Annotated in this window: 26 protein-coding genes and 1 pseudogene; 25 read left to right on the forward strand and 2 right to left on the reverse strand. The window is 64.2% G+C overall.

Annotated elements, in window-relative coordinates; genetic code table 11:
• Positions 1 to 107 precede the first annotated feature (107 nt).
• Positions 108 to 1,133, reverse strand: a complete 1,026-nt coding sequence (locus ADAD_RS0109970; protein WP_010413339.1) for a 2-hydroxyacid dehydrogenase — start codon at positions 1,131 to 1,133, stop codon at positions 108 to 110.
• Between the two features lie 79 nt (positions 1,134 to 1,212).
• Here ADAD_RS0109970 and ADAD_RS0109975 point away from each other — a divergent pair, with 79 nt between their 5' ends.
• Positions 1,213 to 1,683 (forward strand): SH3 domain-containing protein, encoded by a 471-nt coding sequence (locus ADAD_RS0109975; protein WP_010413340.1) that lies wholly within the window; start codon positions 1,213 to 1,215, stop codon positions 1,681 to 1,683.
• Between the two features lie 21 nt (positions 1,684 to 1,704).
• On the opposite strand, the gene ADAD_RS0109980 is transcribed toward ADAD_RS0109975, so the two are convergent.
• Positions 1,705 to 2,901, reverse strand: a complete 1,197-nt coding sequence (locus ADAD_RS0109980; protein WP_010413341.1) for an acetyl-CoA C-acyltransferase — start codon at positions 2,899 to 2,901, stop codon at positions 1,705 to 1,707.
• Between the two features lie 74 nt (positions 2,902 to 2,975).
• On the opposite strand from ADAD_RS0109980, the pseudogene ADAD_RS0109985 reads away from it, so the two are divergent.
• From ADAD_RS0109985 to ADAD_RS0110105, 24 genes and pseudogenes are all read left to right on the forward strand, one after another.
• A pseudogene (locus ADAD_RS0109985) lies at positions 2,976 to 4,427 on the forward strand (coniferyl aldehyde dehydrogenase); the annotation flags it as partial.
• A gap of 83 nt (positions 4,428 to 4,510) precedes the next feature.
• Positions 4,511 to 5,668 carry a hypothetical protein gene (locus ADAD_RS0109990; protein ID WP_237700809.1) on the forward strand — a complete coding sequence of 386 codons (1,158 nt, stop codon included), beginning with the start codon at positions 4,511 to 4,513 and terminating at the stop codon, positions 5,666 to 5,668.
• Positions 5,669 to 5,777: 109 nt separating this feature from the next.
• The gene (gene ndhC, locus ADAD_RS0109995) at positions 5,778 to 6,152 is read left to right on the forward strand and encodes an NADH-quinone oxidoreductase subunit A (protein WP_010413344.1); all 375 of its coding nucleotides are present in this window, start codon (positions 5,778 to 5,780) and stop codon (positions 6,150 to 6,152) included.
• A 33-nt stretch (positions 6,153 to 6,185) separates the two neighbouring features.
• Entirely contained in the window at positions 6,186 to 6,764 is a 579-nt protein-coding gene (locus tag ADAD_RS0110000) for a NuoB/complex I 20 kDa subunit family protein (protein WP_010413345.1), read from the forward strand.
• Positions 6,761 to 7,609, forward strand: coding sequence for an NADH-quinone oxidoreductase subunit C (locus ADAD_RS0110005; protein WP_010413346.1), 849 nt, complete (start codon positions 6,761 to 6,763; stop codon positions 7,607 to 7,609). Before ADAD_RS0110000 ends, ADAD_RS0110005 begins: the two co-directional genes overlap by 4 nt.
• 11 nt (positions 7,610 to 7,620) lie before the next feature.
• On the forward strand, positions 7,621 to 8,166 hold the full coding sequence (locus ADAD_RS15830; RefSeq protein ID WP_010413347.1) for a hypothetical protein: 546 nt from the start codon (positions 7,621 to 7,623) through the stop codon (positions 8,164 to 8,166).
• An 8-nt stretch (positions 8,167 to 8,174) separates the two neighbouring features.
• A complete protein-coding gene (locus ADAD_RS0110015) occupies positions 8,175 to 9,392 on the forward strand; it encodes an NADH-quinone oxidoreductase subunit D (protein ID WP_029140057.1) in 1,218 nt (405 codons plus the stop codon).
• Positions 9,393 to 9,509: 117 nt separating this feature from the next.
• Entirely contained in the window at positions 9,510 to 10,178 is a 669-nt protein-coding gene (gene nuoE / locus ADAD_RS0110025; RefSeq protein ID WP_010413350.1) for an NADH-quinone oxidoreductase subunit NuoE, read from the forward strand.
• Positions 10,172 to 10,348, forward strand: coding sequence for a hypothetical protein (locus ADAD_RS16990; protein ID WP_010413351.1), 177 nt, complete (start codon positions 10,172 to 10,174; stop codon positions 10,346 to 10,348). The genes nuoE and ADAD_RS16990 overlap by 7 nt, the downstream gene beginning before the upstream one ends.
• A complete protein-coding gene (locus tag ADAD_RS0110035; RefSeq protein ID WP_010413352.1) occupies positions 10,345 to 10,533 on the forward strand; it encodes a hypothetical protein in 189 nt (62 codons plus the stop codon). The genes ADAD_RS16990 and ADAD_RS0110035 overlap by 4 nt, the downstream gene beginning before the upstream one ends.
• Complete coding sequence (locus ADAD_RS17125; RefSeq protein ID WP_010413353.1) at positions 10,533 to 10,676, forward strand: hypothetical protein; 144 nt, start codon at positions 10,533 to 10,535, stop codon at positions 10,674 to 10,676. The genes ADAD_RS0110035 and ADAD_RS17125 overlap by 1 nt, the downstream gene beginning before the upstream one ends.
• Positions 10,673 to 11,968, forward strand: coding sequence for an NADH-quinone oxidoreductase subunit NuoF (nuoF, locus tag ADAD_RS0110045; RefSeq protein WP_010413354.1), 1,296 nt, complete (start codon positions 10,673 to 10,675; stop codon positions 11,966 to 11,968). The genes ADAD_RS17125 and nuoF overlap by 4 nt, the downstream gene beginning before the upstream one ends.
• Positions 11,968 to 12,417 (forward strand): hypothetical protein, encoded by a 450-nt coding sequence (locus ADAD_RS16995; RefSeq protein WP_010413355.1) that lies wholly within the window; start codon positions 11,968 to 11,970, stop codon positions 12,415 to 12,417. Before nuoF ends, ADAD_RS16995 begins: the two co-directional genes overlap by 1 nt.
• Positions 12,410 to 14,464, forward strand: a complete 2,055-nt coding sequence (gene nuoG / locus ADAD_RS0110055; RefSeq protein ID WP_010413356.1) for an NADH-quinone oxidoreductase subunit NuoG — start codon at positions 12,410 to 12,412, stop codon at positions 14,462 to 14,464. The genes ADAD_RS16995 and nuoG overlap by 8 nt, the downstream gene beginning before the upstream one ends.
• On the forward strand, positions 14,461 to 15,507 hold the full coding sequence (gene nuoH / locus ADAD_RS0110060; protein WP_010413357.1) for an NADH-quinone oxidoreductase subunit NuoH: 1,047 nt from the start codon (positions 14,461 to 14,463) through the stop codon (positions 15,505 to 15,507). The genes nuoG and nuoH overlap by 4 nt, the downstream gene beginning before the upstream one ends.
• Positions 15,504 to 15,890, forward strand: a complete 387-nt coding sequence (locus ADAD_RS0110065; protein ID WP_010413360.1) for a hypothetical protein — start codon at positions 15,504 to 15,506, stop codon at positions 15,888 to 15,890. The genes nuoH and ADAD_RS0110065 overlap by 4 nt, the downstream gene beginning before the upstream one ends.
• A complete protein-coding gene (gene nuoI, locus ADAD_RS0110070; RefSeq protein WP_010237569.1) occupies positions 15,887 to 16,372 on the forward strand; it encodes an NADH-quinone oxidoreductase subunit NuoI in 486 nt (161 codons plus the stop codon). The genes ADAD_RS0110065 and nuoI overlap by 4 nt, the downstream gene beginning before the upstream one ends.
• A 39-nt stretch (positions 16,373 to 16,411) precedes the next feature.
• Positions 16,412 to 17,032 (forward strand): NADH-quinone oxidoreductase subunit J, encoded by a 621-nt coding sequence (locus ADAD_RS0110075; RefSeq protein ID WP_010413361.1) that lies wholly within the window; start codon positions 16,412 to 16,414, stop codon positions 17,030 to 17,032.
• Entirely contained in the window at positions 17,029 to 17,334 is a 306-nt protein-coding gene (gene nuoK / locus ADAD_RS0110080) for an NADH-quinone oxidoreductase subunit NuoK (protein WP_010413363.1), read from the forward strand. The genes ADAD_RS0110075 and nuoK overlap by 4 nt, the downstream gene beginning before the upstream one ends.
• Positions 17,335 to 17,341: 7 nt before the next feature.
• The gene (gene nuoL / locus ADAD_RS0110085; RefSeq protein WP_010413365.1) at positions 17,342 to 19,402 is read left to right on the forward strand and encodes an NADH-quinone oxidoreductase subunit L; all 2,061 of its coding nucleotides are present in this window, start codon (positions 17,342 to 17,344) and stop codon (positions 19,400 to 19,402) included.
• Entirely contained in the window at positions 19,402 to 20,982 is a 1,581-nt protein-coding gene (locus ADAD_RS0110090) for an NADH-quinone oxidoreductase subunit M (protein WP_010413367.1), read from the forward strand. Before nuoL ends, ADAD_RS0110090 begins: the two co-directional genes overlap by 1 nt.
• Positions 20,982 to 22,445, forward strand: a complete 1,464-nt coding sequence (nuoN, locus tag ADAD_RS0110095; RefSeq protein WP_010413369.1) for an NADH-quinone oxidoreductase subunit NuoN — start codon at positions 20,982 to 20,984, stop codon at positions 22,443 to 22,445. The genes ADAD_RS0110090 and nuoN overlap by 1 nt, the downstream gene beginning before the upstream one ends.
• Positions 22,446 to 22,467: 22 nt before the next feature.
• Positions 22,468 to 23,178, forward strand: a complete 711-nt coding sequence (locus tag ADAD_RS0110100; protein WP_010413370.1) for a biotin--[acetyl-CoA-carboxylase] ligase — start codon at positions 22,468 to 22,470, stop codon at positions 23,176 to 23,178.
• Positions 23,179 to 23,202: 24 nt separating this feature from the next.
• Positions 23,203 to 23,985 carry a type III pantothenate kinase gene (locus ADAD_RS0110105; protein ID WP_010413373.1) on the forward strand — a complete coding sequence of 261 codons (783 nt, stop codon included), beginning with the start codon at positions 23,203 to 23,205 and terminating at the stop codon, positions 23,983 to 23,985.

Raw genomic sequence — 23,985 nt, forward strand, 5'->3', positions numbered from 1 at the left:
TCCGGGAATGGGTAGCGCGAGAATGAGAGTATCCGCGCGCGCCGGACAAGCCCCTTAGCCGGACTATCCCTACAAGACGTAAATCGGATGGCCGAACCGATGGCGGGTCAGATCAGCGCGTCGAGCACCTGATCGGGCGGGCGATGGCCGTCGGCCCAGAAGCGGATATTGGCAATTACCTTCTCGCCCGAGGCCGCACGCCCTTCCGCCGTGGCGCTGCCGATGTGGGGCAGGGTCATCACGTTGGGATGGGCCAGCAGGCGCGGATCGACCTTGGGCTCCTCGGGATAGACGTCCAGCCCCGCGCCCGCGAGATGCCCGCTTTCCAGCGCCTCCACCAGCGCGTCCTGGTCCACCAGATCGCCGCGGGCGGTGTTGATGAGGCAGGCATCCGGCTTCATCCGCGCGATCGCCTGCGCGTCGATCATGTGATGGCTTTCGGGGTTGGAGGGGCAGTGCAGGGTCAGGATGTCGGTCTGCGCCAGCAGATCGTCGAGGCTTTCGACATAGCTTGCGCCGAACATCCGCTCCACCGCTTCGGGCAGTCGCTTGCGGTTGTGATAGACCAGATCGAGGCCGAAGGCCTTGGCGCGGTGCGCCACCGCCTGCCCGATCCGGCCCATGCCCACGATGCCCAGCGTCTTTCCGGCCAGCTTGCGGCCCAGCATCGCGGTGGGCGCCCAGCCGCTCCATTCGCCGCTGCGGACCAGCGACACGCCCTCGCGCATCCGGCGCGGCACGCCGATGATCAGCGCCATGGCGAGGTCTGCCGTATCCTCGGTAAAGACGCTGGGCGTGTTGGTGACGGTGATCTTGCGCGCGGCTGCGGCTGCCAGATCGATATGATCGGTGCCCGCGCCGAAGCTGGCGATCAGCCGCATGCGATCACCTGCTGCGTCGAGCATTGCGGCATCGATCCGGTCGGTGACGGTGGGCACCAGCACGTCGCATTCGCGCATTGCGGCGATCAGGGCGTCGCGGTCCATGGGCTCGTCGCTTTCGTTGAAGCGACAATCGAACAGCTCGCCCATGCGCTCCTCCACGACGGGAGTAAGTGCGCGGGTGACGATTACGCGGGGCTTGCCCTCTACGCGGCGGGTGGATTGATCGGACTGGCTGGACATTGCCGCCATGCTTGGCGCCTGCGGGAAATGCGGTCAAGCGACCGTGCTTCTTGCCAGTGGGGCAGGGCGTGCAGTATTCTGCCCGGCGATGCTGAAACGCGCCGCCATGCTCGCCGCAGGGGTTGCCCTGCTCGGTGCCACACCCGCCGGGGGGCAGAACAGCGATCTGCCCTACTGGGCCACGGTCGACGTGACGGAGGCGAACATGCGCGTGGGCCCCAGTCAGGAATACCGGATCGACTGGGTGTACAAGCGCAAGGGCCTGCCGGTGAAGGTGCTGCGCGTGCGCGAGGGCTGGCGCTTGGTGGAGGACCCGGCAGGTGACAAGGGCTGGATCGCGGCCCGCCTGCTCAGTCGCACGCGCGGGGCCATCGTGATCGGCGAAGGCCTGGCGGACATGCGCGAGGGCGCAAAGGTAGGCTCAGCGCTCAAATGGAAGCTGGAACCGGGCGTGGTCGGCAAGCTGGGCGACTGCGAAGCGAACTGGTGCGAATTCTCGGTCGGCAAACGCGCCGGCTTTGTCGAGGCGAACCGCCTGTGGGGCGCGGGCGAGCCCTGAGGCCCGCCCGCGGCGCCAAAATCACATCATCTCGACCGCGACGGCCGTGGCTTCGCCGCCGCCGATGCACAGTGAGGCGATGCCCTTTTTCTTGCCCTGTTCCTTCAGCGCATTGAGCAGCGTCACGATGATCCGCGCGCCGCTTGCGCCAATGGGGTGACCCAGCGCGGTGCCGCCGCCGTTCACGTTGATCTTGTCGTGCGGGATGCCGATGTCGCGCATGGCGAACATCGCAACGCAGGCGAACGCCTCGTTCACTTCCCACAGGTCGACATCGTCCGCGCTCCAGCCGGCATTTTCGAGCACCTTCTCGATCGCGCCGATGGGCGCGACGGTGAACTTGCTCGGCTCCTGCGCGTGAGCGGCGAGGGCGACGATTTTCGCCACCGGCGTCTGGCCGTTTTCCTTGGCGACACTCTCGCGGCTGAGGACCAGTGCGGCGGCGCCATCCGAGATCGAGCTGGAGGTTGCGGCGGTGATCGTTCCGTCCTTGGCGAAGGCGGGGCGCAACTGCGGGATCTTGTCCGGCTTGCCCTTGCCGGGTGCCTCGTCATGCTCGACCGTGGTTTCGCCCTTGCGCGTCACGATGGTCACCGGGACGACTTCGCCATCGAACGCACCGCTTTCGATCGCTGCATTGGCGCGGCGCAGCGATTCGATGGAATAGTCGTCCATCTCCTCGCGCGTCAGCTGGTATTCGTTGGCGGTGTCCTGCGCGAAGGTGCCCATCGCGCGGCCTTCCTCGTAGGCGTCTTCCAGCCCGTCGAGGAACATGTGGTCATAGGCGGTGTCGTGGCCCAGCCGGGCGCCGCTGCGGTGCTTTTTCAGCAGGTAGGGCGCGTTGGTCATGCTCTCCATGCCGCCCGCGACCACGTAGTTCACCGTGCCGCTGGCCAGCGCTTCGGAGCCCATGATGACGGTCTGCATGCCGGAGCCGCAGACCTTGTTCACCGTGGTGGCCTGAACCGACTTGGGCAGGCCTGCCTTGATCGATGCCTGCCGCGCCGGCGCCTGGCCGAGGCCTGCGGGCAGCACGCAGCCCATGTAGGTCCGGTCGAACTGATCGGGTGCAACGCCGGAGCGGTCGACGGCGGCCTTTACCGCCGTGGCACCGAGATCGGTCGCGGTGGCGTCTGCCAGCGCCCCCTGCATCGCGCCCATCGGGGTGCGGGCATAGGAGAGAATGACGATCGGATCGGCTTCGGAAAACTGGGGCATTGGTACGTTCGTGCCTTTCTGCTGTCGCAACGCTTTGGCGGATTTCGCGTTCGATGTAATACCCGTGCCAAGAAACACAATCGGAGAGCCGAGAGATGACCGACACCGCCACCCAGACCCTTGAGCGCATTCTGGAAACCCAGCGCAGGGCCTTTACCGCGGCCCGGCCCGAAGCGCTCTCGGTCCGTCGGGACCGGATCAAGCGGGCGATGTCCATCCTCTCCGAACACGGCGAATCGCTGGCCGAGGCGATGAATTCCGATTTCGGCAGCCGCAGCTTCGAAGGGTCGATGATGACGGATATCGTCAGCACGATCGGTTTCGGGAAATATTGCCTCAAGAACCTCGATCACTGGGCCGCACCGGACAAGCGCTCGGTCCGCTTCCCGCTCGGCCTGATGGGCGCCAAGGCAGAAGTCCGCTACGAACCCAAGGGCGTGGTCGGGATTATGAGCCCGTGGAATTTCCCGGTAAACCTCAGCTTCGGGCCGCTGATGCAGGTGCTCGCGGCGGGCAACCGCGCGATGATCAAGCCGAGCGAGTTCACCCCCGCCACCAGCGAGCGGATGCGCGAGCTTGTATCGGACGTTTTCGCGGAAGACGAAGTGGCCGTTGTCACCGGCGGGCCGGATGTGGCGCAGGCGTTCTCCTCTCTGCCCTTCGACCACCTTGTGTTTACCGGATCCACCGAAACGGGCCGCAAGGTGATGGAAGCGGCGGCGAAGAACCTGGTGCCCGTAACGCTGGAACTGGGCGGCAAGAGCCCGACGATCATCGGCAAGGGCGCCGATCTGACCCGAGCCGGAGAGCGGATCGCGCTGGGCAAGATGCTGAATGCGGGGCAAATCTGCCTCGCCCCCGATTACCTGCTGGTGCCGGAGGATCAGGAAGAAGGCGTCATCGCCGCCGTGCAGCTGGGCGTGCACGAGATGTATCCCAGTCTGCTCGACAACGAGGATTACACCGCGATCATCTCGGACAAGCACTTCGAACGGCTCAAGGGGCTGGTGGAAGATGCAAAGGCCAAGGGCGCAGAGGCGATCGAGGTGAATCCTGCGAACGAGAGCTTTGCCAGCGCCAACACCCGCAAGATGCCGCTGACCATTCTGCGGGGCGTCACCGACGACATGAAGGCGATGCAGGAGGAAATCTTCGGGCCGGTCCTGCCGGTGAAGACCTACAAGGCGGTGGACGAGGCGATCGACTATATCAACGATCACGACCGTCCTCTGGGGCTCTATTATTTCGGGTCCGACAGCAAGGAGCGCGAGCAGGTGCTGGACCGCACGATTTCCGGCGGCGTCACGGTCAACGACGTGATCTTCCACATCTCGGTGGACGACATGCCCTTCGGCGGCGTCGGCCCCTCGGGGATCGGCTGCTATCACGGGCCCGAGGGCTTCCGCGAATTCAGCCACGCGCGCAGCACCTATCAGCAGTCCAAGATCGACATTGCGAAGCTGGCAGGGCTGAAGCCGCCCTATGGCGATGCGGCAAAAAAGGCGATCGCCCGAGAGATGAAGTAGTGCGCCCGGCCGCGCTCGCCGCCGCGTTGGCGCTGGCCAGCATTCCGGTAGCTGCGTACGCCGATTCTCCAGAAGGCGGGGAGATGGCCGAGTGGCGCGCGGTCGATGCCGAAATCGGGAAGATCGCCGATATCGAGGGGATCGAGCAACTCGCGCGGGACTTCCCGGACAGCGGATCGGTCCGCTTGCGGCTGCTCAATGCGCAGCTTGGGGCAGGGCAGCTGGATGCAGCGCTCGAGACGCTCGCCTGGCTGAAAGCGCGCGGCCACGTCTTCAGCGCAGCGGCGCAGGCGCAGATCCCGCAACTTGTGGGCGAAAGCCGTGCCGCGGCAGCCCGCGCGCTGCTTCTACCCGAGGCAGAACCCGTCGAGGCGAGCGAGGTGATCGCGGCCGTTCCCGCTGAGGCGGGCCTGATCGAAAGCGTGTTCGCGGCCCCGGCCGGCGACACACTGATTGCCACCTCCGTGACCCGGCAGGCACTCTGGATACGCGAAGCGGGCGACTGGCGGCGCGCGGACCTTGCGCTGGCGGATGATCTTTCGGGCATCCTTCAGGACGAAACCCACAACATTGGCTGGATCGCTTCATCGAATATCGACGGTTCGGAGCAGGACGAGACGCGGTTCTCCGGCCTGATCGGGCTCGGCCCGCTCGACGCGCGGCTTTATGCGACCGCACCGGAAGGTGTGCGCGTTTCCGACCTGGCGATGGGTCCTGACGGCACGGTCTATGCCAGCGATCCTCTCAGCGGAGGCGTCTATACCAAGGGCGTATGGGCGGAGGATCTGACGGTCCTCGTGCAGCCCGGCACCTTCCGTTCGCCACAGGGGCTGGCCGTGAGCGAGGACGGCGCGCGCCTCTATCTGAGCGACTACCGCTATGGCCTTGCGATGATCGACCTTGCCACCGGGCGCGTGGCACGGCTCGAAAGCGATGTTCCGGTGCTGCTCGACGGGATCGACGGGCTCTGGCGCTCCGGGAGCGAACTGATTGCGATGCAGAACGGCGCCTCGCCCATGCGGATCGTGGCCTTCACCCTGTCCGGCGACGGCACGCGCATCGTCGCTGCCCGGGTGCTCGAACAGGCGCACCCGGACTGGACCGAACCGCTTGGCGGGAGCATTGCCGACAATGCGCTGGTCTACGTCGCCACCGGCCAGTGGGATCGGTATGACAAGGGCCAGCCCGTCGAGGGTAAACCGCCCCAGCCCACGCAAATCCGGCGCCTGCCGCTCGACTGAACGAAAAAAAGGCAAGGGAATGCGCAGGAAATGCACGATTCGCTCCCTTGCGCGCGGGCAGTGCCCGGCCTAGAGGCGAGCGCTGAGAGCCAGACTTCCGGAAAACGACGTGATCGATCTCGAGCAATATCTTCCCATCCTCCTGTTCCTCGGCGTCGCGCTGGCGATTTCGTGCATCTTCGTGTTCCTGCCGATGGGCGTCAGCCGCCTCACGGGCACGCACAATCCGACGGCAGAGAAGGTGAGCGAATACGAGTGCGGCTTTCCCGCCTTCGAGGAACCGCGCAGCCAGTTCGACGTGCGCTTCTATCTGGTTGCGATCAGCTTCATCATCTTCGATCTGGAAGCTGCGTTCCTGTTCCCCTGGGCGGTGAGCCTGGACGATACGGGCTGGATTGGCTGGGGGGCGATGATGACCTTCCTCGGCATTCTTGCGATCGGCCTGACATACGAATGGAAAAAGGGCGCGCTGGAGTGGGAGTAGTTCCCGGCTGCGGCATGCCCGATTGGATTTGAGATGAGCCAGAACCAGACGATCACCCCCGCGGGCCGCGACCCGCGCCTGCAGCCGACCGCGCAGCCGGGCGAGGTGCGTGCACCCGACCAGGACTATTTCAACGCGCTCCAGACAGAGGTGAACGACAAGGGTTTCCTCGTCACGTCGACGGAAGAGATCTTCCAGTGGGCGCGCACCGGCAGCCTGTGGTGGATGACCTTCGGTCTCGCCTGCTGTGCGGTGGAGATGATCCACGTCAACATGCCGCGCTACGACATGGAGCGTTTCGGCGTCGCCCCGCGCGCAAGCCCGCGCCAGAGCGACGTGATGATCGTCGCCGGCACGCTGTGCAACAAGATGGCGCCTGCCCTGCGCAAGGTCTACGACCAGATGTCGAACCCCAAGTACGTCATCTCCATGGGTTCCTGCGCGAATGGCGGCGGCTACTATCACTACAGCTATTCCGTGGTGCGCGGCTGCGACCGGATCGTGCCGGTCGATATCTACGTGCCCGGCTGCCCCCCGACCGCCGAAGCGCTGCTCTACGGCGTGATGCAGCTGCAGCGGAAGATCCGTCGCAGCGGGACGGTCGAACGATGAGCGTTCTCCACTCCGCCCCGAAATTCACCCGTATCGACGGGCTGAAGGATACGCTGGCCGGAGCGCTAGGCGCGATGCTGGTCGATGTCCGGGAAGAACACGGCGAGCTGCTGCTCACCGTGCATCGCGATTCCATCGAGGATGCGCTGCGGCTGCTGCGCGACGAGCATGGTTACCAGCAGCTCATGGAGATCGCCGGAGTGGATTACCCGAGCCGCGCGGAGCGGTTCGAAGTCGTCTACATGCTGCTAAGCCTCACGAAGAACAGCCGCATCATCGTGAAGGTGACGGCAGCCGAAGCGACGCCGGTGCCCACCGTGACGACGCTGTGGCCCAATGCAGGCTGGCTGGAGCGTGAGGTGTTCGACCTTTACGGCGTGGTCTTCGCGGGCAATGCGGACCTGCGCCGCATCCTGACCGACTACGGCTTCGAAGGGCATCCCTTCCGCAAGGATTTCCCGCTGACGGGCTATGTCGAACTGCGCTATTCCGAAGAGGAACAGCGCGTGGTGTACGAACCGGTGGAGCTGGCGCAGGACCTGCGCAGCTTCGATTTCCTCAGCCCCTGGGAAGGCGCGGACTACGTCCTGCCCGGCGACGAGAAGGCGGATACGCCGCCCGTCGACGAAGCGAAGACGACCGACAGCCCGAAGGAAACCGGGGCCGGGGCAAAGACCGACGAGAAGGCCGACGAGAAGGTGAGTGCGGCCGCTCCGGCCGAGGAACAGACCGGCAAGGACCGCACGCCCGCGCCCGAGCCGACCGAAGATCGCAAGGATCGGCCCGAACGCAAGGGCGATACGAAAGATACGGCTGCGGCGACCCAGCCGAAGAACAAGGACTAGGAGAAGGCGAGATGAGGACGTTGCTTACGATTTCCGCTGCCGTTCTGCTTGCGGCTTGCTCTCAGGGCGAAGACACCGCCGAAAGCGGTGACGATTTCGCGGCACGGGTCGGTTCGGGCGAGGGCGGCGATGCGCCTGCGCCCACCGGAACGGTCGCTCCGGCGGAAAGCACCATAGCGCGCACCTCGGCAGTGCCTGCGGGTGCGAACCCGCTGCAGCTCGAAAAGCTGGGCAACATCGCCCGGGTCGATCTTGGGGCCAGCGACGGCCGCTGCACCTTCAGCAAGGATGCGGTGGAGATGCTGCTGGTCGCCGCGCCGGACGATACGGCAGTGATGGGCAGGGGCGTCGTGCGCATCGGGGGAGAGCTGATCAACCTCAGCGCCGAAGAGGGCGGGCTGGGCGCCGTCTATGGCGGCCCGACCATGACCGCCGAAGGCGTGACCGTTCGCGTCGTGCCCGCCGCTGGCAACGACTCTTTGCGGACCGCGGACCTGTACGTTGCGGCGAATGGCGAACAGCGCAAGATCGCCGGCGGCAAATGGGCCTGCGGATAGGAAACGAGATGGCACACGGACTGACGATCGAGGAATCGCCCACCACCGGCGACGACGAAATCACCAACTACACGATCAATTTCGGGCCGCAGCACCCTGCGGCGCACGGCGTGCTGCGCATGGTGATGGAGCTCGACGGGGAGATCGTCGAGCGCGTCGATCCCCATGTCGGCCTGCTGCATCGCGGCACCGAGAAGCTGATCGAGCACAAGACCTACCTGCAGGCGCTGCCCTATTTCGACCGGCTCGATTACTGTTCGCCGCTGTGCCAGGAACATTCCTACGTCCTGGCGATCGAGAAGCTGCTCAACCTCGAAGTGCCGATCCGCGCGCAGTACCTGCGGGTTCTGTTCGCCGAGCTGACGCGCATGTCGAACCACTTCCTCAACATCGGCGCGCACGTGATGGATGTCGGCGCGATGACGCCGAACCTGTGGGTGTTCGAACTGCGTGAAGACTGCATGAACTTCTTCGAGCGCGCTTCGGGCGCGCGCATGCACAGCGCCTGGTTCCGCCCCGGCGGCGTGCATCAGGACGTGCCGGAGAAGCTGCTGGTCGATATTGGCGAATGGCTCGACAACCGCGTGCCCGAACTCTTCGGCGACGCGATGAGCCTCGTGATGGACAACCGCATCTTCAAGCAGCGCAACGTCGATATCGCCGTCGTCAGCCGCGAAGACGCAATTAAGTGGGGCTTTTCCGGTCCGCTGATCCGCGCCGCGGGCGTTCCGTGGGACCTGCGCAAGTCGCAGCCCTACGACGTCTACGACCGGATGGATTTCGAAATTCCGGTGGGCACCAATTCGGATTGCTACGACCGCTTCATGGTCCGCGTGCAGGAAGTCTACCAGAGCGCGAAGATCATCAAGCAGTGCCTGGCGGAAATGCCTTCGGGCCCGATCGCCAGCGACGACCGCAAGGTCTCCCCGCCCAAGCGCGGCGAGATGAAGCAGTCGATGGAAGCGCTGATCCACCACTTCAAGCTCTACACCGAAGGCTTCCACGTGCCCGCAGGCGAAGTCTACGTGGCGACCGAGAGCCCCAAGGGCGAGTTCGGCGTCTACCTGGTCAGCGACGGGTCGAACAAACCCTACCGCTGCAAGATCCGCCCGACCGCGTTCTCGCACCTGCAGGCGATGGACATGATGACCAAGGGCCACATGCTGCCCGACGCGACCGCCATCCTCGGCGCGATCGACGTCGTGTTCGGGGAGTGTGACCGGTGATCAATATCGCTTCAACCGTCATCCCCGCGAAGGCGGGGATCCCGCTGCTCTTTTACATTGCCCTCGAAGAAAGCGGGACCCCCGCCTTCGCGGGGGCGACGATTCTGGAAAATCGCCGTGGCTGATCGTCAACCCGCACCCGACACGCCCGAACTGCGCGAGCGGTGGGGCAATTTCGCGTTCTCGCCCGAGTACGAGGCGAAGGCGAAGAAGGCGCTTGCCCGCTATCCCGAAGGCCGCAGCAAGTCGGCGGTGATGCCCCTGCTCGATCTCGCCCAGCGCCAGGTCGGCGAGGAAACCGACACGCAAGGCTGGCTGCCGCTGCCGGTGATCGAGTATGTCGCGAACTATCTCGACATGCCGGTGATCCGCGTGCTCGAAGTCGCGACGTTCTACTTCATGTACAACCTCGTGCCCGTGGGTAAGTACCACGTGCAGGTGTGCGGGACGACGCCGTGCATGCTGCGCGGCAGCGACGACATCATCGCGGCGTGTAAGGCGCGCGGCATGAAGAAGGGCGAAGTGTCCGAGGATGGCCTGTGGACGCTCACCGAAGTCGAATGCATGGGCAATTGCGCGACCGCGCCGATGGTCCAGATCAACGACGATAACTACGAAGACCTGACGCCCGAGCGGCTCGACGCCGTGCTCGACGCGCTGGCCAAGGGCGAACAGCCCAAGACGGGCACGCAGGAGCCGGGCCGTCACACCAGCGAACCCAGCGGCGGGCCGACCACGCTCAAGGAAATGGTCACCGAAAACCACGATTACCGGGGTGAATGGTGATGTCCGCAGCGGTCAACAAAGGCTTTCCGGTCGTCGGGGTGATCTTCCTCGTGCTGGCGGTGGCCAAATTCCTTCAGGGTGACGACTGGGTGGTCTGGGCCATTCTGGGCTTCCTGTTCGGGGGCTTCGGTGTCTTTGGTGCCCGGTCCAGGAAAGAGGGTGACCAGTGAGCGGCCAGTCTGGTAACAACAGGGCGCTCGGCATCTCTTTCCTGACGATCGGCATTGCCCTGACGGTGTCTTTCGCCCTGACGCTCGGCCCGGCCTTTTTCGGCCTGGGCCTGCCATTCATGGGGTTGGGCCTGATTTTCCTGGGCCGCAAGCGGGCGGATAACGCTGACGAAAGGGGTGCGTGATGGAATTTAGCATCGTCACCGTCATCGTTGCGCTGATCGTCGTTGCTATTGCGTGGAAGGTCTTCTCGGGCCTGTTCAAGACGCTCGCGCTGCTCGCGATCCTCGCCGTGGCGGCCTTCGTTGTGTTTGGAGTTATGGCATGAGCCTGGCCGATAAGGACCGCATCTTCACCAACCTCTACGGCTTCCAGTCCGCCGGGCTGAAGGCCGCGCAGGCGCGTGGCGACTGGGACGATACCAAGGCGCTGCTGGCCAAGGGGCAGGATGCGATCATCGAGGATGTGAAGGCCAGCGGCCTGCGCGGGCGCGGCGGTGCGGGCTTCCCGACCGGCATGAAGTGGTCCTTCATGCCCAAGGAATCGAAGGACGGCCGCCCAAGCTTCCTCGTCATCAATGCCGACGAATCCGAACCGGGTTCGTGCAAGGACCGCGAGATCATGCGGCACGATCCGCACAAGCTGATCGAGGGCGCGCTGGTCGCGGGCTTCGCGATGCGTGCGCGGGCGGCCTATATCTACATTCGCGGCGAATATATCCGCGAGGCCGAGGCGCTGCAGGCCGCGATCGACGAGGCGTATGACGCCGGGCTGATCGGCAAGAACGCCTGCGGTTCGGGTTACGACTACGACGTTTTCCTGCATCGCGGCGCGGGCGCCTATATCTGCGGCGAGGAAACCGCCCTGATCGAGAGCCTTGAAGGCAAGAAGGGCCAGCCGCGCCTCAAGCCGCCGTTCCCGGCAGGTGCGGGGCTTTATGGCTGCCCGACCACGGTCAACAACGTCGAGAGCATCGCGGTCGTCCCGACGATCCTGCGGCGCGGGCCTGCCTGGTTCGACGGCTTCGGGCGCGAGAAGAACTCTGGCACGAAGCTGTTCCAGATCAGCGGGCATGTCGAAAAGCCCTGCGTGGTCGAGGAAGAGATGAGCATTCCCTTCCGCGAACTGATCGAGCGGCACTGCGGCGGCATTCGCGGCGGGTGGGACAATCTGCTGGCGGTGATCCCGGGCGGTTCGTCCGTTCCGCTGGTTCCGGCCGAGCAGATCATGGACGCCCCGATGGATTTCGACGGGTTGAAGGAACTGGGCTCGGGCCTCGGCACCGCAGCCGTGATCGTGATGGACAAGTCGACCGACATCGTCCGCGCGATCAGCCGCATCAGCTATTTCTACAAGCACGAGAGCTGCGGCCAGTGCACGCCGTGCCGTGAGGGCACGGGCTGGATGTGGCGCGTGATGAAGCGGCTCGAGACGGGTGACGCGGATATCGACGAGATCGACATGCTCCACACCGTGACCAAGCAGGTGGAAGGCCACACGATCTGCGCACTGGGCGATGCCGCCGCATGGCCGATCCAGGGCCTGATCCGCCATTTCCGCCCCGAGCTGGAGCGGCGGATTACGGAGCGTGCTGACGCCATGCAGGAGGCGGCGGAATAATGCCAACAAGCGCCTCAAAAGCCGAATGGGCTCAGGTCGGGATTGGTATCCTTGCCCTCGTTGTAAGTCTGGTTGCCATTTATCTGGCTGTGAGCGCACAGCGAGAGAACGTGCGACTTGCTAGCATCGTCGCGGCCCGCGAGGACTGGTCTGACTTAATGAATTCGGCAATGGACTACCCTCATTTTAGCCTAGGCCGTCCCGAGGACGCTCAGCCGGGGACCCCGGATGGGGAGCGGTACGAATGGTACGTCTCTAACATTCTCTATCGTTCCGAAAGCGTCCTTGACCTAGACTCGTCAGTCGCTTGGGAACCGGCGGTACGCAATCAAATCGGATATCACAAAGCGTTCATCTGCGGACCGAACTTCAGCGATGCGAACGAGTACAGCGAGCGTGTCCAAGAGTTGATCAAACAAGAATGCGCGCAGGTGGGAAATAATGCCTAAAGTCACCGTAGACGGACAGGAAATCGACGCGCCCGAAGGCGCGACCGTGCTGCAGGCGTGCGAGCTTGCGGGCAAGGAAATCCCGCGTTTCTGCTATCACGAACGGCTGAGCATCGCGGGCAATTGCCGCATGTGCCTGCTCGAGGTGAAGCCCGGGCCGCCCAAGCCGCAGGCAAGCTGCGCGCTGCCCGCGACCGAAGGGCAGGAAATCCGTACCGACAGCGAAATGGTACGCGCGGCACGCGAAGGGGTGATGGAGTTCCTCCTCATAAACCACCCGCTCGACTGCCCGATCTGCGACCAGGGCGGCGAATGCGACCTGCAGGACCAGTCGATGTATTATGGTCGCGGCGCGACGCGCTATCACGAGAACAAGCGCGCGGTGACCGAGAAGTACATGGGCCCGCTGATCAAGACGATCATGACCCGCTGCATCCACTGCACCCGCTGCGTGCGCTTCTCCGAAGAGATCGCGGGCGTGGACGAGATCGGCGCGCTCTATCGCGGCGAAGACATGCAGATCACGACCTATCTGGAGCAGGCAGCGCAGCACGAGCTGAGCGCCAATGTGATCGACCTGTGCCCGGTCGGCGCGCTCACCAGCCGTCCCTATTCGTTCGAAGCGCGCCCGTGGGAGCTGAAGAAGACGCTCTCCATCGACGTGTCCGATGCGGTCGGTGCGAACATCCGGCTCGATAGCCGCGGGCGCGAGGTCATGCGTGCGCTTCCCCGGATCAATGACGACGTCAACGAAGAGTGGCTGTCCGACAAGGCGCGCTACCAGGTCGATGGCCTCACGCGGCGCCGGCTCGACAGCGTGTGGATGCGTGCGGTCAGCGGCGAACGTGCGGGCAAGCTGGAACAGGCCAGCTGGCAGGACGCCTTCGACGCCATCGTAAAGGCGGCCAAGCAGGGCGGGGAGGGCTCCATCGCCGCAGTTGCGGGCGATCTGGTCGATTGCGAGACCATGTTTGCGGCCAAGCGCCTGCTCGCCGAACTGGGTTCGGACAAGCTCGAAGGCCGTCAGACCGGGCTGGACTATGATTGCTCCAGCCTCGCGGGAATCGCCTTCAATTCGACGCTGGCGGGGATCGAGACGGCCGACGCCATTCTGATCGTTGGCAGCCAGATTCGCCACGAAGCGCCGCTTATCAACGTGCGCCTGCGCAAGGCGGCGAAGCGCGGGGCGAAGATATTCCTGATCGGGCCCGAGTGGGACACGACCTTCGCGTGCGAATTCCTGGGCGAGGATGCAGGCCTGCTGCACGAGCTGCCTTCGCATGTCGCCGACGCGTTCAAGGACGCTGCCCGACCCGCGATCATCGTCGGCCCCGGCGGCCTTGCGGCCAATGCGCTGCACCCGGCACTGGTGCTCGCGAACGAGTGGAACCTCGTGCGCGATGTGGACGGCCCGGACGGCAAGGAAGCCTGGAACGGCTTCAACGTCATCCACACCGCCGCCGCCCGGATGGGCGCAGTGATGCTCGGCTATGCGCAGAAGGGCGGCATCAAGGATGTGGTCGACGCCGCGCCCGCCGTGCTCCTGTCGCTCGGCGCGGATTCGCTCGACTATTCGAAGTTCGACAACAGCCTGAAGGTATATATCGGCCACCACGGCGATGCTGGCGCGCATGCGGCGGACATCATCCTGCCCGCCGCGAGCTACGCCGAGAAGGACGGGACCTACGTCAACACCGAGGGCCGCGTGCAGTTCGCCGAAAAGGCGGTGTTCGCTCCCGGTGACGCGCGCGAGGACTGGACGATCCTACGCGCGCTGGCAGATGCCTTTGGCGTCACCGTCGGTTTCGACAGCTTTGCACAGCTTCAGTCTGCGATGATCGAAGCCGTGCCCGCGCTGGGCGAGGAAGGTCTTGCGCCGCTGGGCAAGCTGCCCAAGGGCAAGAAGACCCCCAAGGCGAAGGGCGCGATCACCTATCCGATTACCGACCCTTACCTGACCAATCCCATCGCCCGCGCGAGCGAGACGATGCAGCGCTGCTCGGCCGAACTGGTCCATGGGGAAGAGCTGCTGGAGGCCGCGGAATGACCGAATTCTTCCAGAACCTCGGCATGAACTACGAATGGGCGTGGTTCATCGCCACGATCGTCGGCATCCTGCTGATTGCGCTGCCGCTGATGCTGGCGGTGGCCTACGTCATCCTGATCGACCGCAAGGTCTGGGCCGCGATCAACCTGCGCAAGGGCCCCAACGTGGTCGGCCCGTTCGGCCTGCTGCAGAGCTTTGCCGACGGTCTCAAGGTGTTCCTGCAGGAAACGATCATTCCTTCGGCGTCCAACAAGGGCATCTTCATCATCGCCCCGATCATCACCTTCACCGTGGCACTCGCCGCGTGGGCGGTGGTGCCGTTCGCCGATGGCTGGGTGCTGGCGGACATCAATGTCGGCCTGCTCTACATCCTCGCGATCAGCTCGCTGTCGGTTTACGGCGTGGTGATGGCGGGCTGGGCGAGTAACTCGAAATACCCGTTCTTCTCCGCCATGCGCGCTGCCGCGCAGATGATTTCCTACGAAGTCTCGATCGGCTTCATCCTGATCTGTGTCGTCCTGTGGGCCGGCACGTTCAACCTGACCGCGATCGTCGAGGCGCAGCGTGGCCACGGCCTGGGTATCGTGAACGGCTTCTACTTCAACCTGCTGCTGTTCCCGATGTGGGTGGTGTTCTTCATCTCCAGTCTCGCCGAAACCCAGCGCGTGCCGTTCGACCTGACCGAGGCGGAGAGCGAGCTGGTCGCCGGCTACCAGACCGAATATTCCAGCATGGCCTTCGCGCTGTTCTGGCTGGGCGAGTACGCCAACATCCTGCTGATGTGCGCGCTGAACACGCTGCTGTTCTTCGGTGGCTGGCTGCCCCCGATCGACTGGGCGCCGCTGTACTACGTGCCCGGTTTCATCTGGTTCTTCCTGAAGACGCTGTTCTTCTTCTTCATGTTCAGCTGGGTGATGGCGACCGTGCCGCGCTACCGTTACGACCAGCTGATGCGGCTTGGCTGGAAGATCTTCCTGCCGATGAGCCTGATCTTCGTGTTCGTGATCAGCGGCTACCTTATGGCGACGGGGCATTACGGATGAGCATTGCCCTTTGTCTTGTCGCGCTGGCGGGCACCACGTTCCAGTGCAGTGCGGACACGGCCACTTTCTCCGTTTTCGCGCCGGACGAGGCGGAAACCGCAAACTACATGGGCAATGTGCTGACGCTGTATAGCGTGACCGGCGATGGCGAGATCTTGTCGTCGTCCGCGCGTATCTCCCAGGTTTTCGATGATATGCCCAACTCGCTCTACATCGAGATGAAGAGCGACGAAGCGACGATCGAATTCGAGATTTCCGAAGTCGACATGGCGGCGGCCACCGCTAGAGCAGCGGTTACCGGCGTGCTGCCTTCGGGCGAGGTGACGGCCGTTCCCGCCTCCTGCACCATCAGCACCATTGCTCGCGAGGATACAGACGCATGAGCATCGCCCAGACCATCAAGGCCTTCACCCTCTACGAGTTCGTGAAGGCCCACGCGCTGACCTTGAAGTATCTCTTCAAGCCGAAGGTCACGATCAACTACCCGTACGAGAAGAACCCGATCTCTCCGCGTTTCCGCGGCGAGCATGCGCTGCGCCGCTATCCCAACGGGGAAGAGCGCTGCATCGCGTGCAAGCTGTGCGAGGCGGTGTGCCCGGCGCAGGCGATCACCATCGAGTCGGAGCCGCGTGCCGACGGTTCGCGCCGCACCACGCGTTACGACATCGACATGACCAAGTGCATCTATTGCGGTTTCTGCCAGGAAGCGTGCCCGGTGGATGCCATCGTCGAGGGGCCGAACTTCGAATATTCGACGGAAACCCGCGAGGAATTGCTGTACGACAAGGCCAAATTGCTCGCCAATGGTGACAAATGGGAACGCGCCATCGCAGCCAACCTTGAAGCCGACGCGCCCTACCGCTAGGCGCGCCACAGACCACGTTCGGGGCATCCTTAAAAAGCCATGATCCAGGCCATCGCCTTCTACCTCTTCGCGTTTCTCGTGATCGCCAGCGCCGTGCTGACGATCATGAGCCGCAATCCTGTGCATTCGGTCCTGTGGCTGATCCTCGCCTTCTTCAACGCGGCGGGGCTGATGGTCCTGCTGGGTGCGGAATTCATCGCGATGCTGCTGGTCGTCGTATACGTCGGCGCGGTCGCGGTGCTGTTCCTGTTCGTCGTGATGATGCTGGACGTGGACATGGCGGAAATGCGCGCGGGCTTCATCAAGAACTTCCCGCTGGGCATCGCGATTGCGCTGGTGCTGCTGGCGGAGCTGGTGCTGGGCATCGGCGCGCTGAATGCAGGCGCGCTGGAGCTGGGTACGGCCAGCGGCGAGAATGCGCCGAGCATGGCCAACAGCAATATCGAGAATGTCGGTGCGCTGCTCTATTCCAAGTACATCTTCGTCTTCGAAGTGGCGGGCCTGATCCTGCTGGTGGCGATGATCGGCGCGATCGTGCTGACCCACCGCGATCTCAAGACCACGCGCGGCCACCAGAACATCACCAAGCAGGTACGCCGCAACCCGAAGGAAGCGACGCAGATGAAGCAGCCCACAGTGGGCGAGGGGGTCGAACTGTGATCGGGATCGAGCATTACATCATCGTCAGCGCGATCCTGTTCGTGCTCGGCGTGCTGGGCATCTTCCTCAACCGCAAGAACGTGATCGTCATCCTGATGGCGATCGAGCTGATCCTGCTGGCGGTGAACATCAACCTCGTCGCGTTCAGCGCCTTCCTCGGCGATCTGACCGGGCAGATCTTCGCAATGTTCGTGCTGGCCGTCGCTGCGGGCGAAGCGGCCGTGGGCCTTGCGATCCTTGTCATATTCTTCCGTGATCGCGGCACCATCGCGGTCGACGACGTGAACCGGATGAAGGGCTGAACCACCCGTGCAGTCTTCCATTCTCCTCATCGTTTTCCTGCCGCTCGCGGCTGCCATCATTGCGGGCCTGTTCGGCGGCGCAATCGGCAAGACGCCGGCCAAGGTGCTCACCACCGGGGCCCTGTTCGTCTCCTGCGCGCTCAGCTGGCCGATCTTTCTCGGCTTCCTGGGCGGCACGGCGGAGGCGCAGGTCGTCACCGTGCTGCAGTGGATCACTTCCGGTGATCTGGCGTTCGACTGGGCTCTGCGGATCGATACGCTGACGGCGGTGATGCTGGTCGTCATCACCAGCGTCTCCGCGCTCGTGCACCTGTACTCGTGGGGGTACATGAACGAAGACCCGGACCAGCAGCGCTTCTTCGCCTATCTCAGCCTGTTCACCTTCGCCATGCTGATGCTGGTGACGGCGGATAACCTGGTACAGATGTTCTTCGGTTGGGAAGGCGTGGGCCTCGCCAGCTACCTGCTGATCGGTTTCTGGTACAAGAAGCCCAGCGCCAACGCCGCCGCGATCAAGGCCTTCGTGGTCAACCGTGTGGGCGACCTCGGCTTCATGCTCGGCATCTTCGGCACCTTCCTGGTGTTCGGCACCGTGTCGATCCCCGAAATCCTCGACATGGCGCCGGCGATGAGCGGCAGCTCCATCACCTTCATGGGCATGCGCCTGATGACGATGGATATCCTGTGTATCCTCCTGTTCATCGGCGCGATGGGCAAATCCGCGCAGCTGGGCCTGCACACCTGGCTGCCCGACGCGATGGAGGGCCCGACGCCCGTCTCCGCGCTGATCCACGCCGCCACGATGGTGACGGCAGGCGTGTTCATGGTCTGCCGCCTGTCGCCCATGTTCGAAACCGCGCCCGTCGCGCTCACGTTCGTGACCGTCATCGGCGGTATGACCGCGCTGTTCGCGGCGACCATCGGCACCACGCAATGGGACATCAAGCGGGTGATCGCCTATTCCACCTGCTCGCAGCTGGGCTACATGTTCTTCGCCGCGGGCGTGGGTGCTTATGGCGTTGCCATGTTCCACCTCTTCACGCATGCGTTCTTCAAGGCGCTGCTGTTCCTTGGTGCCGGCGCGGTCATCCACGCGATGCATCACGAGCAGGACATGCGCTATTACGGTGCGCTGCGGAAGCATATCCCGATCACCTTCTGGGCGATGATGGCGGGTACTCTCGCGATTACCGGCGTGGGCGTGCTGGGCGTGTTCGGCTTCGCAGGCTTCTATTCGAAGGATGCGATCCTGGAGGCCGCCTTCGCGCGCGGTACCAGCGCGGCCACCTTCGCCTTCTGGGCGGGTGCCGTCGCGGCGCTGCTGACGAGCTTCTACAGCTGGCGGCTCATGTTCCTGACCTTCTGGGGCAAGCCGCGCTGGGCGGACAGCGAGCATATCCAACACGCCGTCCATCACGGGCACGACGAGCCGGACGAGCATAACCCGGCCGCGCAGGAGGATTCCGGCGAGGCGGTTGCGCACCACGTGCCTTCCACGCACGAAGACGACGGTACCGCCGGCTATCATCCGCACGAGGCGCCCTGGGTCATGCTGGTGCCGCTGATCGTGCTGAGCATCGGCGCGGTGTTTGCCGGCTTCGTCTACTACGAGCCCTTCGTGGACTCGGAAGAGTTCTGGGGTGGTTCGATCTTCTTCAACTACGATCTGGTCCACGCGATCCACGGCGTGCCGCTGTGGGTGAAGCTGACCGCTACCGGGGCCATGCTGCTTGGCCTGCTGACCGCATGGTACGCCTATATCCGCAATCCGAAGGTCCCGCAGGAGGCGGCGCACCAGCTCGGCCCGATCTACCGTTTCTTCCTCAACAAGTGGTACTTCGACGAGCTGTACAACTTCCTTTTCGTGAAGCCCGCCTTCTGGTTCGGCCGCGTGTTCTGGAAGCAGCTGGACATCGGCGTGATCGATCGCTTCGGGCCTGACGGCGCGGCATGGGTGGTCAAGCAGGGTGCAGCTGGGGCCAAGCGCTTCCAGTCCGGCATGCTGAACACCTATGCGCTGATCATGCTGCTCGGCGTGGTCGCGGCCATTACCTGGGTGCTGCTGTGATGGAGGGCCTTCCCATTCTCTCGCTGATGCTGCTCGTTCCGCTGGTCGGCGCGGTGCTGTGCATGATGTCGAACGCCACGAACGCGCGCTGGATCGCGTTGATCGCCACGCTGATCGACCTGGTGCTGGGTATCGCCCTGTGGATGAACTTCGATATCGGCGGCGCCCAGTGGCAGTTTACCGAGCGTGCGGACCTGTTCGCGGGCTTCCAGTATGCTCTTGGGATCGACGGGATCGCGCTGATGCTCATCATGCTCAGCGTCTTCCTGATGCCGATCTGCATCCTTGCCAGCTGGACCAGCGTGACCAAGCGCGTGGGCGAATACATGGCCGCGTTCCTGGTCATGGAACTGCTGATGATCGGCGTGTTCGCCGCGCAGGATATCCTGCTGTTCTACATCTTCTTCGAAGCCGGCCTGATCCCGATGTATCTGATCATCGGTATCTGGGGCGGCAGCGACCGGATCTACGCCAGCTTCAAGTTCTTCCTCTACACGCTGCTCGGCTCGGTCGTGATGCTGATCGCGATGCTGTGGATGATCGGCGAGGCGGGCACCAGCTCGATCCCCGTGCTGCTGCAGTACGATTTCGCGCCGGAAGCGCAGACATGGCTGTGGCTGGCCTTCTTCGCCAGCTTCGCGGTGAAGATGCCCATGTGGCCGGTCCACACCTGGCTGCCCGCCGCCCACGTGCAGGCGCCGACCGCCGGTTCGGTGATCCTGGCGGGCGTTCTGCTGAAGCTGGGCGGCTATGGCTTCATCCGCTTCAGCCTGCCCATGTTCCCCGAGGCATCTGCCCAGTTCGTCTGGCTGGTCTTCGGCCTCAGCATGGCTGCGGTGGTCATCACCAGCCTGATCGCGCTGGTCCAGCAGGACATGAAGAAGCTGATCGCCTACTCTTCGGTCGCGCATATGGCGATCGTGACGGCCGGCCTGTTCGCCTTCAACTTCCAGGGTCTCGAAGGCGCGATGGTGATGATGCTGAGCCACGGGCTCGTCTCGGGCGCGCTGTTCCTGTGCGTGGGCGTGATCTACGACCGGCTGCACACGCGTGAGATCGCCCGCTACGGCGGCCTGGCCACCAACATGCCGCGCTACGCGCTGTTCTTCCTGCTGTTCACCATGGCGAGCATCGGTCTGCCCGGCACCAGCGGCTTCGTGGCCGAGTTCATCAGCCTTGCAGGCGTGTACCAGATTTCCAGCACCACCACCTTCGTGCTGACCACGGGCATCATTCTGGGCGCGGGTTACATGCTGTACCTTTACCGCCGCGTGGTCTTCGGCGAACAGAAGAACGCGGACGCCGCCGCGATGCCCGATCTGAATGCGCGCGAATGGCTGATGCTGACGCCCGTCGCTGCAGCCGTGCTGTGGATGGGCGTCTATCCCGAAAGCTTCCTTGCCCCCATGCGCAGTGACATCGCCGCAGTAGAGGCGCGTATCGCGCGCGCCGCGCCGCAGGGCGATGCCATGCCGGTTGCGGGCGAGCCGCGCGAGCATGCCGCCAATTACGTCGCGGGCGATCATGGTGGCGGTGAAGGCGAACACGGCGGTTCCGCCGGGACCGAGAGCGAACATTGATGGACTACGCGAATTCCTTTGGCCACATCGTGCCCGAACTGGTGCTGACCGGTGCGGCGCTGGCGCTGCTGCTGGTTTCCGCCTTCGCGGGCGACAAGGCGAGCCGTCTCGTCTCGATCCTGGCGGCGGTCGCGCTGGGCGGGGCTGGCGCATTTGCTGCCTCGACCCTCGCCGAGGGTTCGAGCGGTGCAGCCGCAGTGGCCTTCGGCGGCCTCCTGAGCGCCGATGCCTTCGCGGGCTTTGCCAAGCTGCTGATGTATATCGCGGCGATCGGGTGCCTGATGATCGCACCCGGTTTCTTCGACCATCGCAAGGCGATGAAGCCCGAATACCCCGTGCTGGTCCTGTTCGCGACGGTGGGCATGAGCATCATGGTCTCCGCGACAGACCTGATCACGCTGTATATCGGCCTAGAACTCAACAGCCTCGCCGCGTACGTCCTCGCCAGCTTCTTGCGCAACGACAGCCGTTCGGCCGAAGCAGGCCTCAAGTATTTCGTGCTCGGCGCGCTTGCCAGCGGCATCCTGCTTTACGGGATGAGCCTGACCTACGGCTTCACCGGGACCACCAGCTTCGACGGAATCCGCATCGCGCAGGAAACCGGCCTCTCGACCGGGGCGCTGTTCGGCCTGATCTTCGTGCTGGCAGGCCTTGCCTTCAAGATCAGCGCCGTGCCGTTCCACATGTGGACGCCCGACGTGTACGAGGGTGCGCCCACGCCGGTGACGACCTTCTTCGCCACCGCGCCAAAGGTGGCGGCCATCGTGCTGACCGCGCGCGTCGCGCTCGATGCCTTCGGTTCGCAGCCCGATGCATGGCGGCAGGTGGTGATCTTCGCCGCGCTAGCCTCCATCGTGGTCGGCGCGCTTGGCGCGATCGGTCAGAACAACCTCAAGCGCCTGCTGGCCTATTCGTCGATCAACAATGTCGGCTTCATCCTGGTCGGCCTGGCCGCGGCCAGTGCCGAAGGCGCGAGCGCGATGCTCTTCTACCTCGCGATCTACGTCGTGATGTCGCTCGGCAGCTTTGCCGCGGTGCTGATGCTGCGCAACGGGGACGGCGACAACCTCGAGACTTTCGAGGATATTGCCGGTCTCTCCAGCACGCGTCCGGGCATTGCCTGGTGCCTTGCAGCTCTGATGTTCAGCCTTGCGGGCATCCCGCCGCTGATGGGCTTCTTCGCCAAGCTGGCGGTGTTCTGGGCGGTTGTGAACGCCGGGCTGATCCCCCTGGCGGTGATCGGCATGGCGGCGAGCGTCATCGGCGCGTTCTATTACCTCAAGTTCGTGAAGGTGATGTTCTTCGACGAGCCTGTCGGGCGCGCGACCAAGGCGGGGAGCGCCGCACAATGGGCGATCCTGGTGGTATGCACCGTGCTGATCTCCCCGCTGGGCTGGTTCCTGACCGGCGCGCTGGAGACCATGACCAATACCGCCGCGGCAGGCCTGTTCGCAGGCGTGTGACCCGGGCTGCCACGGCTCGACCTTGATCCGCACAGTCCCCGAGACCGGCTCTACCAATGCCGACCTGCTGCACGCGCTGCGCGCTGGCGAGCCGGTGGCCGAAGGCGACTGGCTGGTGGCCGACCGGCAGAGCGCCGGGCGGGGCAGGCATGGGCGTGGATGGTACGACGGATACGGCAACTTCATGGGTTCGACCATCGTTCGCATCCATCCCGGCCAGCCGCCCGCGCACACGCTGTCCCTGCTTACCGCGGTCGCGCTTTTCGATACGATCCATACGCTGGTGCCCGCGCTGCATCGTCTGGTGCTCAAGTGGCCCAACGATCTGCTGATCGGCGATGCGAAGCTGTCGGGCATCCTGCTGGAAGCCGAGCGCGATGCCGTGGTGGTCGGCGTTGGCGTCAATCTCGTGTCTGCCCCGCAACTGCCCGACCGCAAAAGTGCGGCGCTGACCGAGTTCGGACCTGCGCCCAATCGTGATGCCTTTGCGGAGAGCCTCGCCGCGCATTTCGCAACCGAGCTTGAACGCTGGCGGACCTACGGGCTCGAACCGCTGGTCCGCAGCTGGAACGCGGCCAGCATGCCGAGCGGAACGCCGATCAGCGTGCACGAGCCCGACGGGGGGAGGGTAAGCGGCAAGTTCGACGGGCTCGAGCCCGACGGATCGATGCGACTGCGCTTGGCCGACGGGTCCACGCGTGTCATTCACGCCGGCGACGTAATGCTCGCCTGATTCCGGCGTTAGAGGAACCCAGCAATGCTTCTCGCGATCGATGTAGGAAACACCAATCTCGTCTTCGCACTCTTCGATGGCGAAGAATTGCGCGCGCGCTGGCGCATCTCCACCGATGGGCGCCGTACGGGCGACGAATATGCGGTGTGGCTGTTCCAGCTTCTCGGGATCGAGGGCGTGGCGCGGGAAGACATCACGCACATCATCTTCGGCTCGGTGGTCCCGCGCGCGGATCACAATCTGACCGTACTGTGCGAAAAATACTTCGGCATCACCCCGATCGTCGCGGGCCATGGCGAGGCCGGGTGGGGTTTCGAGATCGACGTCGATCTGCCCAGCACGCTGGGTGCGGACCGCGCGCTCAATTGCATCGCGGCGCACGAGATGATCGGCGGCGACATGATCGTGGTCGATTTCGGCACCGCGACCAAATTCGAGGTGGTCGACTATAATGGCGCCTACAAGGGCGGGATCATCGCGCCGGGCATCAACCTTTCGCTCGATGCGCTGGTCGGCCGGACGGCCAAGCTCCCCCGTATCGCCATCGAAGCGCCTGAAACCAAAAGCGTAATTGGCCGGAACACCGAAGACCAGATGCTGATTGGTGTCTTCTGGGGCTACGTCGCCATGATGGAAGGCCTGATCGCGCGGATGAAGAACGAAATCGGTCGTCCGACCAAGGTTGTCGCCACGGGCGGCCTCTCGGTCTTGTTCGACGACCATACCGGCATATTTGATGTCGTAGACACAGATCTGACGATCCGGGGCCTGCAACTGCTCGCCAGGCGGACGATCAGCAAAGGATAA

This window comes from Citromicrobium sp. JLT1363 (assembly GCF_000186705.1).
Taxonomy (GTDB): domain Bacteria; phylum Pseudomonadota; class Alphaproteobacteria; order Sphingomonadales; family Sphingomonadaceae; genus Alteriqipengyuania.

Bases quoted from the DNA above. Each gene is read 5' to 3' on its own strand.
- nuoN (WP_010413369.1), top strand. From the start codon at position 20,982: ATGGACTACGCGAATTCCTTTGGCCACATCGTGCCCGAACTGGTGCTG.
- ADAD_RS0110005 (WP_010413346.1), top strand. From the start codon at position 6,761: ATGAGCGTTCTCCACTCCGCCCCGAAATTCACCCGTATCGACGGGCTG.
- ADAD_RS16995 (WP_010413355.1), top strand. From the start codon at position 11,968: ATGCCAACAAGCGCCTCAAAAGCCGAATGGGCTCAGGTCGGGATTGGT.
- ADAD_RS0109980 (WP_010413341.1), bottom strand. From the start codon at position 2,901: ATGCCCCAGTTTTCCGAAGCCGATCCGATCGTCATTCTCTCCTATGCC.
- ADAD_RS0109990 (WP_237700809.1), top strand. From the start codon at position 4,511: ATGGCCGAGTGGCGCGCGGTCGATGCCGAAATCGGGAAGATCGCCGAT.
- ADAD_RS0110090 (WP_010413367.1), top strand. From the start codon at position 19,402: ATGGAGGGCCTTCCCATTCTCTCGCTGATGCTGCTCGTTCCGCTGGTC.
- ADAD_RS0110075 (WP_010413361.1), top strand. From the start codon at position 16,412: ATGATCCAGGCCATCGCCTTCTACCTCTTCGCGTTTCTCGTGATCGCC.
- ADAD_RS0110000 (WP_010413345.1), top strand. From the start codon at position 6,186: ATGAGCCAGAACCAGACGATCACCCCCGCGGGCCGCGACCCGCGCCTG.
- ADAD_RS17125 (WP_010413353.1), top strand. From the start codon at position 10,533: ATGGAATTTAGCATCGTCACCGTCATCGTTGCGCTGATCGTCGTTGCT.
- ADAD_RS0110105 (WP_010413373.1), top strand. From the start codon at position 23,203: ATGCTTCTCGCGATCGATGTAGGAAACACCAATCTCGTCTTCGCACTC.
- nuoH (WP_010413357.1), top strand. From the start codon at position 14,461: ATGACCGAATTCTTCCAGAACCTCGGCATGAACTACGAATGGGCGTGG.
- nuoG (WP_010413356.1), top strand. From the start codon at position 12,410: ATGCCTAAAGTCACCGTAGACGGACAGGAAATCGACGCGCCCGAAGGC.
- ADAD_RS0109975 (WP_010413340.1), top strand. From the start codon at position 1,213: ATGCTGAAACGCGCCGCCATGCTCGCCGCAGGGGTTGCCCTGCTCGGT.
- ADAD_RS0110065 (WP_010413360.1), top strand. From the start codon at position 15,504: ATGAGCATTGCCCTTTGTCTTGTCGCGCTGGCGGGCACCACGTTCCAG.
- nuoI (WP_010237569.1), top strand. From the start codon at position 15,887: ATGAGCATCGCCCAGACCATCAAGGCCTTCACCCTCTACGAGTTCGTG.
- ADAD_RS16990 (WP_010413351.1), top strand. From the start codon at position 10,172: ATGGTGATGTCCGCAGCGGTCAACAAAGGCTTTCCGGTCGTCGGGGTG.
- ADAD_RS0109970 (WP_010413339.1), bottom strand. From the start codon at position 1,133: ATGGCGGCAATGTCCAGCCAGTCCGATCAATCCACCCGCCGCGTAGAG.
- ADAD_RS15830 (WP_010413347.1), top strand. From the start codon at position 7,621: ATGAGGACGTTGCTTACGATTTCCGCTGCCGTTCTGCTTGCGGCTTGC.
- nuoF (WP_010413354.1), top strand. From the start codon at position 10,673: ATGAGCCTGGCCGATAAGGACCGCATCTTCACCAACCTCTACGGCTTC.
- ADAD_RS0110015 (WP_029140057.1), top strand. From the start codon at position 8,175: ATGGCACACGGACTGACGATCGAGGAATCGCCCACCACCGGCGACGAC.